The organism is Streptomyces sp. NPDC086519 (assembly GCF_040686075.1).
Taxonomy (GTDB): domain Bacteria; phylum Actinomycetota; class Actinomycetes; order Streptomycetales; family Streptomycetaceae; genus Streptomyces; species Streptomyces shenzhenensis.
Genome location: NZ_JBFBJL010000022.1, coordinates 99,940 through 112,329 on the forward strand (window position 1 = coordinate 99,940; position 12,390 = coordinate 112,329).

10 protein-coding genes are annotated in these 12,390 nt (G+C 73.9%); 9 read left to right on the plus strand and 1 reads right to left on the minus strand.

Annotated features, from left to right (window positions below):
• Positions 1 to 121: 121 nt before the first annotated feature.
• From AB0P24_RS22115 to AB0P24_RS22135, 5 genes are all read left to right on the plus strand, one after another.
• The gene (locus AB0P24_RS22115) at positions 122 to 2,053 is read left to right on the plus strand and encodes a phosphatase PAP2 family protein (protein WP_365796491.1); all 1,932 of its coding nucleotides are present in this window, start codon (positions 122 to 124) and stop codon (positions 2,051 to 2,053) included.
• Between the two features lie 90 nt (positions 2,054 to 2,143).
• Complete coding sequence (locus tag AB0P24_RS22120; RefSeq protein WP_365796493.1) at positions 2,144 to 3,841, plus strand: phospholipid carrier-dependent glycosyltransferase; 1,698 nt, start codon at positions 2,144 to 2,146, stop codon at positions 3,839 to 3,841.
• A gap of 178 nt (positions 3,842 to 4,019) precedes the next feature.
• On the plus strand, positions 4,020 to 4,943 hold the full coding sequence (locus tag AB0P24_RS22125; RefSeq protein WP_365796495.1) for a MurR/RpiR family transcriptional regulator: 924 nt from the start codon (positions 4,020 to 4,022) through the stop codon (positions 4,941 to 4,943).
• A 431-nt stretch (positions 4,944 to 5,374) separates the two neighbouring features.
• Entirely contained in the window at positions 5,375 to 5,758 is a 384-nt protein-coding gene (locus AB0P24_RS22130) for a hypothetical protein (RefSeq protein ID WP_365796497.1), read from the plus strand.
• 84 nt (positions 5,759 to 5,842) lie between these two features.
• The gene (locus AB0P24_RS22135) at positions 5,843 to 8,197 is read left to right on the plus strand and encodes a SpoIIE family protein phosphatase (RefSeq protein WP_365796499.1); all 2,355 of its coding nucleotides are present in this window, start codon (positions 5,843 to 5,845) and stop codon (positions 8,195 to 8,197) included.
• 249 nt (positions 8,198 to 8,446) lie between these two features.
• Here AB0P24_RS22135 and AB0P24_RS22140 read toward each other — a convergent pair whose 3' ends face one another.
• Positions 8,447 to 9,223 (minus strand): peptidoglycan-binding protein, encoded by a 777-nt coding sequence (locus AB0P24_RS22140; protein WP_365796501.1) that lies wholly within the window; start codon positions 9,221 to 9,223, stop codon positions 8,447 to 8,449.
• A 184-nt stretch (positions 9,224 to 9,407) separates the two neighbouring features.
• On the opposite strand from AB0P24_RS22140, the gene AB0P24_RS22145 reads away from it, so the two are divergent.
• From AB0P24_RS22145 to AB0P24_RS22160, 4 genes are all read left to right on the plus strand, one after another.
• The gene (locus AB0P24_RS22145) at positions 9,408 to 10,151 is read left to right on the plus strand and encodes a TetR family transcriptional regulator (RefSeq protein ID WP_365796503.1); all 744 of its coding nucleotides are present in this window, start codon (positions 9,408 to 9,410) and stop codon (positions 10,149 to 10,151) included.
• 218 nt (positions 10,152 to 10,369) lie between these two features.
• Positions 10,370 to 10,783 carry a zinc ribbon domain-containing protein gene (locus AB0P24_RS22150; RefSeq protein WP_365796583.1) on the plus strand — a complete coding sequence of 138 codons (414 nt, stop codon included), beginning with the start codon at positions 10,370 to 10,372 and terminating at the stop codon, positions 10,781 to 10,783.
• 67 nt (positions 10,784 to 10,850) lie between these two features.
• Positions 10,851 to 11,237 (plus strand): nuclear transport factor 2 family protein, encoded by a 387-nt coding sequence (locus tag AB0P24_RS22155; protein ID WP_365796505.1) that lies wholly within the window; start codon positions 10,851 to 10,853, stop codon positions 11,235 to 11,237.
• Between the two features lie 21 nt (positions 11,238 to 11,258).
• The gene (locus AB0P24_RS22160; RefSeq protein WP_365796507.1) at positions 11,259 to 12,290 is read left to right on the plus strand and encodes an FAD-dependent oxidoreductase; all 1,032 of its coding nucleotides are present in this window, start codon (positions 11,259 to 11,261) and stop codon (positions 12,288 to 12,290) included.
• Positions 12,291 to 12,390 lie beyond the last annotated feature (100 nt).

Consider the following 12,390-nt stretch of genomic DNA (forward strand, 5'->3'; position numbering starts at 1 on the left):
GAACTTCGCTCGTTCAACGTTTTTCCCACGCGAACCCACACGCTCACGCGCATCGGGAACATCGACGGTCCGCGTGAAGTCCCCGTAGAACTTCCCCGTAGAACTAAAGAGAGGCACACCCATGCCGTCATCTGCCGGGCCCCGCTCCCTTTCTCCGGCCCGTGGACTCGCCGTCGGCCGACGGGGATTCCTGAAAACCTCGCTCGGCGCGTCGGCGGGGGTGCTGGCGGCCCCGACCTTCGTCGGCTGGCTCGCGGCCGCCGACGCCAAGGCCGCGACGGCTCTCGCGTTCGTCGACGACTACAAGACCAACATCAGCGCCAACCGCACCGCGGACACCAACGCGGTGGTCCGCATCCTCGGCGGCTTCGCCCAGATATGGAAGACCGGTTCCGCCTGGAACACCGGCACGGTGCTGCGCGCCGACATCCTGCGTGCCAACATGCGCTACTGCGCCAAGATCACCAAGAAGCGCAGCGCCGCCGACGCGAAGAAGGCGTTCCTCTACGACCGCCAGCACCAGAGCTACGCGATGATCGCCGGCCTCGGCCCGCTCGCCGACCTGTACAAGGCCGGCTCACTCGCGGTCACCTCGATCACCAGCGCCCCCGACGGCACCCCCGCCACCACCGTCAGCGACGCGGTCCCGGCCGGCGCCCCCGCGGGCTCGGCGCTCGGCGCGGGCTCGCACGACTCGGCGCTGGGCATGGTGGCCGCCCTGGTCGACACCGTGCGCGGCAACTACGCGTCCGGCAACCCGTCCAAGTACGCCTACCAGTACCCGCGTCCGTGGCGGATGAACGAGGACAGCGAGGTCGTCGACACCGGCACCACCGACGCGTACGGCTTCCCGGTCTACGAGTCCGACGTGGTCGTAGCCCCGCAGCTGCTGCGCCAGCGCGGCACCTCCGCCGCCGACGACGGCGGCTTCCCGTCCGGTCACACCAACGCCTTCCACCTGGCGGCCCTGGCCTACGCGTACGCCGTTCCGGAGCGCTTCCAGGAACTGGTCGCCCGTGCCCTGGAGCTGAGCGACACCCGGATCATCGCGGGCATGCACAACACGGTCGACGTGATCGGCGGCCGCATCATGGCCACCGCCCTGGCCGCCGCCACCCTCGCCGACCCGGCCAACGCCGACCTCAAGGCGGCCGCCCGCGCCCAGGCCCTCGCCTACTTCGAGGCGCAGACCGGCAGCACCGCCGACACCCTGTACGCCTACGCCCACTCGGCCGACACCGCCACCGACCCGTACGCCGACCGCGAGGCCAACGAGCGCGCGGCCACGCCCCGGCTGACGTACATCCTGAACCGGGAGGGCCGCGACCTCCCGCTCACCGTGCCCAAGGGCGCCGAGGTGCTGCTGGAGACCCGTCAGCCCTACCTCACCGCCGACCAGCGCCGCGAGGTGCTGCGCACCACCGGACTGCCCTCCGGGTACGTGCTCCTCGACGGCCCGGAGCAGTGGGGCCGCCTCAACCTGTTCGCCGCGGCGGACGGCTACGGCGCCTTCGCCGCGGACGTCGCGGTCACCCTGGACGCGGCGGCCGGCGGCTTCGCGGCGGCCGACAGCTGGCGCAACGACATCGACGGCCCCGGCGGTCTGACCAAGCAGGGCACCGGCACGCTGACCCTGACCGGCCGCAACCGCTACCGGGGCGGCACCGTGCTGGCCGCCGGCACCCTGGTCGCCGCCTCCGAGGACGCACTGGGCCGCGGTGACGTCCGGATCTCGGACGGCACCCTGCGGGTCACGGAGGAGCTGTTCGTGCGCGGTGCGTACACGCAGGACGCGGGCACCCTGGAGGTCACCCTGGCCAAGGGCGGCAAGGCGCCGCTGACGGTGAAGCACCTGGCCGTCCTCGGCAAGGGCAGCACCCTGTCCCTGAACCTCGACACCGAGCGCCCGCCGGCCGCGGGCAGCACCCTCCCGGTCGTCGGCGCGCCGCGGCTGCGCGGCCAGTTCGACAAGGTGGAGCTGAACTCCGCCTCGCTGCGGGCCGTACCCGTCTACACGGCAGAGGGTCTGTCGGTACGACTCGTGAAGCGGTGACGCGCCCGGTGGCGGGAGCGATGCGACAGTAGGGCCATGGCGGCTCGTGATCGTTCCCGTCACCGCGGGTCGGGTGTCCCCGTGGGGCGGATGATGGCAAGCGAACAGCAGTCGGTGCTCGAACCCGGGCTCCCCGGCATCCCCGGCGGTCCCGGGCCGCGCCCCGGGCCCACCACCGCGGCCCGGGTGACCGCCGCCCTGCGCGCCCGCCGCCGGTGGCTGGTGCCGGTCCTCGCGCTGCTGCTGCTCGCCCAGATGGCGGTGGCGATGGTGACCACCGCCGTCCAGCAGACGCCCACCGTCGACGAACCCGTCTACGTGGCGACGGCCACCGACTACCTCCACGAGCACCGGGTGCGCTACAACGCCGAGCACCCGCCGCTCGGCAAGCTCGTCATCATGGCCGGCATCGCCGTCGCCGCCCCGCACTACGACCCGTCGTACCGGGGTGACCAGGGGCAGGTGGGCCGGCATCTGCTGTACTCGTCGGGCAACGACCCCTGGCGGGTGATGCTGTGGGCGCGGCTGCCGGTGATCGCGCTGACGCTGCTGTTCGGTCTGGTGGTCCTCGCCTTCGCCCGTGAGGTCCTCGGTACGGCCGCCGGGCTGCTGGCGCTCGCCCTGTACTGCTTCTCCCCGGACGTCATCGCGCACGGCTCGCTGGCCACCCTGGACGTGCCGTCGGCCGGGTTCGTGCTGACGTCGGCCTGGCTGGTGTGGCGGGCCCGGCGCCGGCCCCGGCTGTATCTGCCGCTGGCCGGGGCCGCGTTGGGGGCCTCGCTGGCGGCGAAGATGAGCGCGCTGCCCGCGGTCCCGGTGCTCGTGGCGCTGGCGGTGGTGTCGGTGTGGGGGGCGCGCCCCGGCCGTGCGCTGCGCACCCTGGCGGCCGCGGCCGTGGTGGCGGTGACCGCGGTGGCCGTCGTGTGGCTCTCCTATCTGGCGGTCGATCCCCGGCTGCGCCTGGTGTCCGCCGAGCCCGCCCCGGCGGTGCACGGACTGCGGGGCCTCCTGGTCGACCTGATGCCCTTTCCGCGGTCCTACCGGGACGGCATGCGGATGCAGTTCGCCCTGGAGGACCACCCCTGGCAGGGCTACCTGTTCGGGCACCTCTACACCGGCTCCCGCTGGTACTACCTGCCGGCCGCCCTGCTGGTGAAGACCCCGCTCGGCATGCTGGCGCTGTGGGCGGCCGGTGCCGTCGCGCTGGTCGCGGTACGGCGGCTGCGGCCGGCCGCGCCGTACCTGCTGCTGCCGCCGGCCGTGCTGCTGGCCTCGGCGATGACCGGGTCCCGGGACTTCGGGACCCGGTACGCGATCTTCATGCCGATGTTCCTGGCGGTGGGCGGCGCTTCGGTCCTGGCGTCGCGCCTGCGGTGGGCGCGGCCGGCGGGCGGGGCGCTGGCGCTGTTCGTCGCGGTGAGCTCGCTGCTCACGTTCCCGTTCTATCTGCCGTACGCCAACGAGGCGTTCGGCGGTCCGGCGAAGACCCATCGGTGGCTGCACGACTCCAACGTGGACTGGGGGCAGGACCTGGGCCGGCTCGCCGACCGGCTCAGGGAGCGCTACCCGGGCGAGCGGATCTGGCTGGTCTACAAGGGCAGTGGCGTCCCGGCGTACTACGGCATCCACGCCGCCGATCCCCGCAAGGTGCCGGCCGGGCGGGTGCACGGACTGCTGGTCGTCTCGGACTCGTGGGTCGCCAAGGCGCGGGGCACGCTGGCCGAATTGATCGACACCAGCCGTCCGATCGATGATGTGGGGCATTCGATCACCATCTACCGGCGGTGACCGGACGATTCACCGGCGACGGCCACCGCATCCGTCGCCGGTGAGCAGCGCAATCCCGGTGCCCGCTCCGCAACCTGAGCGTTCGGCCGCCGGGACGGTCCGGCGTACCGCACACCCCCTGGTCACCACGGTCCGTGAGCTATGTTGAGTCCTCGTGGGAGACAAAGGAGGCGCTTCGGTGCCATCGCCGCAGCAGGCCCGCGCACAGGCATCCGCGATCACCTCGGGCAAAACGGTGCCGGAGGCCGAGGCCGCGCCCACCTCCCAGCTCCGCGAACTCTTCGACGGTCCCCGGCTCTCCCCCGGCCAGCGCCGCATCGCCCAGTACCTGATCGACCACATCACCGAGGCGGCCTTCCTGTCGATCACCGACCTCGCCGAGCGGGTCGGGGTCAGCCAGCCGTCGGTGACCCGGTTCGCGGGCGCGGTCGGCTTCAGCGGGTATCCCGCGCTGCGCGAGCGGCTCCAGTCGATCGCGCTGCGCACCCTGGCCGGCGGCACCGGGGCGGCCACCGAGCACCGCAGCAACGAGCTCCAGGCCGCCGTCGACGCCGAGATCGAGAACCTGGAGAACCTGCGGCGGGACTTCGCCGACCCGGACCGGGTGATCTGGATCGGCCGCGAGCTGTCCCAGTCGTCCCCGCTGACCGTGCTCGGCCTGCGCATCTCCGTCTCGCTGGCGGAGTACTTCGCCTACGCCGCCCGCCGTATCCACCCCGACGTGCGGCTGGTGACCCGGGGTGGCAGCGTCGCCTACGACGCGCTGCTGCAGTCGCGCGAGGCGGGCGGCACCTGGGTGCTGGCGTTCGGCATGCCCCGGCACGCGCAGGAGACGCTGACCTCGATCCGGGTGGCGCGCACCGCGGGCCTCCGGGTCGCGCTGGTGACCGACCTGGCCCTCGGCGCGCTGGCCGACGAGGCCGACGTCACCTTCAGCACCGGCATCGGCTCCCGCCTGGTCTTCGACACCTACGCGGCGCCCGGTCTGATGGCCGCCGCGCTGCTCCAGGCCATGACCGACGCCGACCCGGAGCGCACCCAGGCGCGCCTGGAGGAGTACGAGCAGGTCGCCGAGGAGCACCAGTTCTTCCTCAAGGACTGACCCCGAGGTCCGGCCTCCCCCACCCCCCTCTCCCCTCCCCGCGCAGGGCCTCGTAGGGGGAGCATTCACCTCATTTCGCGCATGAATGTTTTCATACGTCTTGCAAACCGGACGGCATATATAAATACTGCTCACGGATCACCCCGGCCCGCTCCGGGCCTGTTCCGCACCCGAGGACGCACCGCTCGCACCCGCCCCGAGAAAGCCGACGGACCGCCCATGCGCACGCAGCACCACCAGCAGTGCCGGCGGCCGGCGCCCGGGGCCTCGCACGGACACCCCCAGCCGCCGTCTCCTACCCGCGTCGGCGCCCGGGGTGTTCGAACGGGCATCGCCTGTGCGATTCGCCCGCGGCGGCTCCGGCCATCCCCTAGGCCGGAGCCGCCCAGACATCCGTCGGCCACCCTCACGACGCCGCACCCCCGGAAGCGATGATCATGACACTGACGACGACCGCGCGCATCAGCCCCGACTGGCCCTGCCAGGTCAAGGCACCGGGCAGCTACGACTGGGAGCGCTCCGCCGCGAAGTGGCTGCGCGGCCTGGTGCCGGCCCGCTACGCCAGCTACCCGGCGCTGATCCGGCATCCCGTGCTGCTCGCCCGGCACGCGCAGATCCAGGTCCAGTACGAGGTCCGGGTGGCGCGCACGGCGCTACAGACCGCGCGCGCCGAACTGCCCCTGCTGGGTCTGCCGGAATCGGTCATCGAGCACACCATCAAGCTGTACGCGGCCGAGGTCATGCAGTTGCAGCACATCGCCCGCAGCGTGCGCGCGGTCACCGAGGCACTCGTGGGGCACAGCACCGGGCGCTGACCACAACGGTCCGCCGATGCCCACATCCTTCACGGATCGGGCACCAGTGTGATCGGAGGTGCCTTCCTGTGCCATGCTCGACCCGTGACGAGCGAGTACGTGCCTTCCCTGGACACCGGTGCCGTCGCCGAGCTCGCAGCGCTGGCGAGGATCGTGGCCAGGCAGCGCGCGGAGCTGGACCGGCTGCGGGACGCGGCCGCCACGTCCGCGGCGGTCGAGCGTGCCAAAGGCGCCCTGATGGCCACCACGGGCTGCTCCCCCGACGCCGCGCACGAGGCACTGCTGGAACGGGCCGAGGCCGGCAACCGCACCCTGCTCGAGGAGTGCTGGCTCACCCTCGGCGCCCTGGTGCCGGCCCCGCCCGCCACCGGGACCCCCGCCCCCGAACCGGCCGCCCCGGCCGCGCCCCGGGAGTCGTCCGCCCCGGCCGGCACCGCCAAGATCCTCGGCCGTCTCGGCAAGGCCCTGCTGGCCGTCGGCTCCCCGCAGCAGCTGGCCGCGACGCTCCTTGACCACCTGGCGCCCCAGGTCGGCGCCGACGCGGTGCTGCTCTACCGGCGGCTGCCCGGCGACGTGCTCGAACTCGTCGGGCACGCGGGGCTGGACGCGACGCTCGCCGCCCAGTGGCGCCAGGTACCGCCGTTGCAGGGGATCGCCCCGCTGGAGGCGCTGAAGGCCGGCGAGCCGCTCTGGCTGGAGCACTTCGCCGAGGACCGGGAGATGTTCCAGCTCATCGACGAGCCCACCGGGCACTGGCTGTCCCGGGCGTGGATACCGGCCCCGGCCGACGTGGTCCTCGGCGTCCTGCGTCGGCCCGCGGCCGCCTTCAGCCCCGCGGAACGCGAGCTGCTGCAGTCCGTCGCCCGGCTCAGCGCCGGCCGGCTCAGCACCCTGGGCGCCACCGCGGAGCCCCTGGCCTCGGACCTGTCCCGGTCGGTCCAGACGGTACTGGACGCGCTGCCGGGAGCGACGGTCCTGCTGACCCCGCTGCGCACCCCCACCGGCGAGGTGGAGGACTACCGCATCGACGCGGCCACCCCGAACGCCGTCGACATCCTCGGCCGCACCGGCCACGAGATGGTGGGCTCGCACATCCTGGAGAGCTACCCCTCGGTCGCCGGCGAGGCGCTGTGGCAGGGGTACCTGAAGGCGCTCGGCGGAGAGCCCTACGAGGGCGAGCCGTTCGTCTACGAGGAGCTGCTCGCGGGGGTGACCGTGACGGCCACCTACTCGGTGCGTGCCGCCCGGCTCGGCGACGGGCTGCTGGTGACCTGGCTGCGCCACGACACGGAGGAGCGGCAGGAGCAGCGGCTGGCGGAGTTGCAGCGGCTGGGCAACCTCGGCTGGGTCAACTGGAACCTGGTCACCCGTCAGGTCAACTGGTCGTCCCAGGTGTACACCATCCTGGGCCGCGACCCGGGCCGCGGTGCGGTGCCACTGGACCTGCTGCCGGACCTGGTGCTGCCCGAGGACGCCCACGCGCTGGCCCGTGCCGTCTCCGAACTCGCCCGCACCGGCCGGTCATTCGACGTGCCGTTCCGGATCAGGACCGGGAACGCCGTACGGCATCTGCGGGCCGTCGCGGAGGCGGTGAGCGCCGGGGACGGCACGGTCATCGAAGTGCACGGCTTCGTGCAGGACCTCACGGCGCAGCGCAGCGCCGAACTCGCCCTGGTGGACAGCGAGCGGGCGATCCTCATGCAGCGCGGCGTCCTGGAGGCGGAACGCGCGCTGGCCGCCCGGCTCCAGCACGCGCTGCTGCCGCTGCCCAGCAAGCCGGTGCTGCTGCACGGGCTGCGCGTCGAGGTCGCCTATCTGCCCGCCCAGGCGGGGGTGCACGTCGGTGGTGACTGGTTCAGTGCCATCGAACTGCCCGACGGGACCGCGCTGTTCGTGGTCGGCGACGTGGCGGGCCACGGCGTCGACGCAATCGCCACGATGGCCCAGCTGCGGTTCACCGCCAAGGGCATGGTGACCACCGGCTCCTCCCTGACCGGGGCGCTGGCCCGGCTCAACTTCCTGCTGCTGCACTCGCGCGACGCCCAGTCCACCGCGACGCTGGTCCTCGCCCGCTACGACCCCGCCGAGCGCCGGCTCGCCTGGGCGCAGGCGGGCCACCCGCCGCCCCTGCTGGTGCGCGGGGGCAAGGCCCACCACCTCGACAGACCGGTCGGCATGCTGCTCGGCGCGTGCGTGGACCCGGTCTACGAGTCCGCCGAGTTCCAGCTGGAGCCGGGCGACCGGCTGCTGCTGTACACCGACGGCCTGGTGGAGCGGCCGGGCGAGGACATCGACACGGGGCTGGACCGCCTGGCGGCGGCCGCCCTCGCCGCCGGCCCCGCTTCCCTGGACGCCCTGCTCGCGGCGATGCTGGCCGGCGAACGGCGGGACGACGTGTGTGTGCTGGACATCCGGGTGCCCGAGGAGGGCGAGGAGTAGCCGGGCCGTCGGCCGCGTCGCGGTGGTGCCGGTACCGGAGCAGCCCCGCCGCCGAAGCCGGCAGGGACACCGCGGGCAGCGGCAGGACTGGGGCACGCGATCCGTTCACCGGCATGGGCCTTGGGTCGTACGGTGGGCACGCGGCGGCACGGGCGGCGCTGGGCGGCCGGGGGCTGCCCGTCGCGCCGCCTGCCCGTCGCGGGTTCCCGGTGCTCTCCTGGTCCGTCGCCCCCCGTTCGAGACCGCGGGTCAGCCGTCGGAAAGGCTGGTGCGGGACTCCAGGGCCCGGCGGGTGTCGTCGCCGTAGACACCCCGTTCGTCGCCGCTGATGCCGTACCAGACCTGGAAGCGTTCCACGGCCGCCGTCAGGGCCGCGTCGTAGGTGCCGCCGGTGGAGCCGTCGCGGTAGACGTCCGGGATGCGCAGGAGGCGTTGCTCCAGCTCGACCACCTCGGGCCCGGTGTCGCCCTGGCGGAGGGTGCCGGCGCCGTCGGGGTCGGCTGAGGTGTCGGAGGCCGGCGGGGTGGTGGCCGGTGCCGTGGTGGCCGACTCGGAGGGCCGGGCGGGCTGGGCGGCCTCGGCGGTGCCCTCGCGGCCGGGCAGCAGCAGGGCGCAGCCGAAGCCGACCAGGGCGGCCGCACCGACGGCCACCATGACGGCGGCCCGGCGCAGTCCCGGCCCGAAACCGAAGGCACGGGACGGGGCGGCGCCCGGCCCGCGGCCGTACCCGTGGCCACGACCGCCGGGCGCGGTGCGCGGGCCGTCGGTGACGGGTGGCAGTTCCTGGGTCTCGTCCTCCGTGCCGGAGCCGAAGGTCCCGGTACCGGAGGCGGAGACCGCGTCGAAGGCCTCGAAGTCGGCCTGGCTCCGGCTCTTCGGTGCCTTCGCCCTCGCATCGGCCTCCGCCCCCTCGTGGAACTCGCGCATCAGCTCCGCGAGGGTGTCCAGCCGGCGCGGGCGCAGGACCCGGACCGGTTCCAGGACCGGTCCGCGGTGCGGCTGCTCAGGGTCGGGCGGTGTCGACACACTGCTCTCCTTCCACGTGCCGTGGCACGGGTGTCCGCGGTCCCCGGGAACACATACGGGAGGACCGGCCCACCGGTTCAGTCCGGCGGCGCGAGCGGTTCCGGGCAGGAGCGGCGGAGCACTCAGTCCCCCGGTCACGTGCACTGAGTGCCAAGGAGGCGGACGGAATGCTACGTTCGCGTCCATGAGCTCCAGCAGCGTGGCACCGCCCGTTAAGCCGCCCATGCGGGACGCCCTGGTCACGGCGGCCTTCCGGCTCTTCCTGGAGCACGGTTACGAGCAGACGACCGTCGACGACATCGTGGCCCTCGCCGGGGTCGGGCGGCGCTCGTTCTTCCGCTACTTCCCGTCCAAGGAGGACGTGGTCTTCCCCGACCACGAGGGGTGCCTGGCCGACATGACCGCCTTCCTGGCGGCGGGCGACCCCGAGTGCGAACCGGTGCGGCGGGTGTGCGACGCGGCGCGGCTGGTGCTGCGGATGTACGCCGAGAACCCCACGTTCTCCGTGCAGCGCTACCGGCTCACCAAGCAGGTCCCGGGACTGCGCGCGTACGAGCTGTCGGTGGTGTGGCGCTACGAGCGCGCGCTCGCCGACTACCTGCGCGGCCGGTACGCCGGCCGTCCGGACGGGACGCTGCGGGCGGACGTGATCGCGGCGGCCGTGGTCGCGGCGCACAACAACGCGCTCCGCTCCTGGCTGCGCTCGGACGGGCGGGGCGACCCGGACGAGACGGTCGACCACGCCCTCGGGTACGTGCAGGCCGCGTTCGGCACCGAGCCCGCCGCGCCCGCTCCGGGCAGGACCGCGGCCGCGCTGTTCGGCGGCCCGGTGGAGCACCCGGACGACGTGGTCGTCCTGGTCTCGCGGCGCGACGCCCCGCTGTGGCGGGTGGTGCAGGAGATCGAGACCGCGTTCGGCCGCGCCTGAGAGCCGGGCCTGAGAGCCGCACCGACCTGAGAGTCGCGCGGACCTGAGGGCCGGGCCGAGATTCGGCGGATTCATATTGGGGGTACGCAGTGCCTTTACGACTGGCACTGAGTGCCATACTCTGTCGGCGTGCGCGGTGGCACCACGAACCGGGCACAGGCGTGCCCGGCCGGGTCCGGACACGCGGGATTCCGGGCGAGCGCAGGGAGTTGACCAGCGTGTACCACTACTCGACGAGCGCCGCACAGTCGGCGGTCGGATTCGCGACGGGCGTCCTCGACCCCGCGGAGCGCACCAAGGACGCCATCGTCTACCAGCGCTGCACCTGGTGCGGCACGGCGATGTACCACCGTCTGCTGTGTCCGGTCTGCCAGGGCAGCGAGCTGCGGACGGAGCGCAGTGAGGGCACGGGCACGGTGCGCCACTCGACGGTGGTGCACCGCAACACGCCGGCCGCACGCAACGTGTCCCTGATCGAGATGGCCGAGGGGTTCGTGGTGCGGGGCCGGGTCATGGGCCCGCCGATCGGCATCCACAGCGGTGACCGGGTCAGGCTCTCCACCGCCAAGGACCCGGTGCGCGGCGAGCCGGTCTTCCAGCTGCTCGACGAGCCGTACCGCGCCTGGAGCTGACGGTCGGGAGCTGACGGTCGGAAATCCGGTTGCCCGGTGACCGGGGCCCTGGGCGAGGATGGCTCCCATGAGCGACGAATCGGCCCAGGTGGCGGCCGCGATCGCGGGCGAGCTGCGCCTCCTGGATCCCGGGGTGCGCGCCTCCCGGGAGGTGGCGGGTGAGCTGCTGGACCCGGAGTTCGCGGAGGTGGGCGCGTCCGGCCGCCGGTACACCTACGAGCAGTGCCTCGCCGGCCTGCCGGACAGGGCGGGCGCGTCGCAGGACGGCCCGCGGCACGAGCCCTCCGGCATGACCGGTGTCGTCCTCGCTCCGGGGCTGGTGCAGGTCACCTTCGAGGCCCGCCTCGGCGACCGCCGTTCCCGGCACAGCTCGCTGTGGCGCCGCCGCGACGAGCAGAGCGGCTGGCGGATGTACTACCACCACGCCACGGTCGTGCCGCCCGGCGTCGAGTAGCGCGGCGGGACAGGGGCGGTCGTGACAGTCGTCGTGGTGGGGGCCGGGATCCTCGGCGCGTCGGTGGCGTACCACCTGGCGTGCCGGGACGTACCGGTGACGCTCGTCGAGCGCGGGCCCGGTCCGGCCGCGGGCGTCACCGCGGACTCCTTCGCGTGGATCGGGGGCACGGCGGGCGGGGAGTGGCCCGGCGGTGCCGGGGATCTGCGCCACGCGGTCCTCGCGGACTGGCGTCGGCTGGAGCGGGAGGTGCCGGGGGTGGCGGTCCGCCGGACGGGCTCGCTCACCTGGCCGGTGCCGTACGGCCCGGACGGACCCGCGGACCGCCGCTTCGACAACCGACTCCCCGAGGGCCGGCACACGATCGGCCGTGCGGCGATCCAGACGCTGGAGCCCCGCTTCCGTACGCCCCCCGGCGCGGCCGTGCACACCCCGTCCGACGCGGGTGTGGACCCCGTGGCGGTCACGGCGGCCCTGGTACGGGCGGCGCGGGCACGCGGCGCCCGGGTCGGGTACGGTGCCGCGGACACGGTGCTGCGGACGGACAACGGGCGGGTCACAGGGGTCGGCACCGCCGCCGGATTCCATCCCGCCTCCGTCGTCGTCCTGGCGGCCGGCACGGGCGTCACCGAACTGGCCGCGCCCCTCGGCGTCGGCCTGCCGGTCACCGGCTCCCCGGCCCGGCTGCTCCGGCTGGCCGCGCCGCCGGGGCTGGTGCGGTCCGTCGTGGCCGGGCCGGACTTCGAGGTGCGCGAAGTGAGCGAGGGCAGGCTGCTGCTGACCCACCCGACGGCGGACGACGAAACGGCCGTCGCCCGCTTCCGCTCGGCGTTCGACGGCGAGTGCCGCGTGCTCGGCTCCCGGGTGGGCGTCCGCCCCGTGCCCGAGGGCGGCCCGCTGATCGGCCCGCTCACCCCGGACGGCTCCGCGTACCTGGCGGTCGCCCACTCCGCGGTCACCCTCGCCCCCACCGTCGGCCGCCTGGTCGCGGCGGAACTCGCCACCGGTCAGGCCGCCCCCGAGCTCAACAGGTGCCGTTTCCCACGCACTTGACCGCCGCACTCCAGCCTCACAGGCAACCCACAGCCTCAACTCCCCGTCCTCCGGAGGGCGAGGGGCTCCCCGGGACGGCCCGGGTGGCCCGTGCTCGCCG

Coding starts and splice junctions, on each gene's coding strand:
- AB0P24_RS22115 (WP_365796491.1), top strand. CDS start 122: ATGCCGTCATCTGCCGGGCCCCGCTCCCTTTCTCCGGCCCGTGGACTC.
- AB0P24_RS22120 (WP_365796493.1), top strand. CDS start 2,144: ATGATGGCAAGCGAACAGCAGTCGGTGCTCGAACCCGGGCTCCCCGGC.
- AB0P24_RS22130 (WP_365796497.1), top strand. CDS start 5,375: ATGATCATGACACTGACGACGACCGCGCGCATCAGCCCCGACTGGCCC.
- AB0P24_RS22145 (WP_365796503.1), top strand. CDS start 9,408: ATGAGCTCCAGCAGCGTGGCACCGCCCGTTAAGCCGCCCATGCGGGAC.
- AB0P24_RS22155 (WP_365796505.1), top strand. CDS start 10,851: ATGAGCGACGAATCGGCCCAGGTGGCGGCCGCGATCGCGGGCGAGCTG.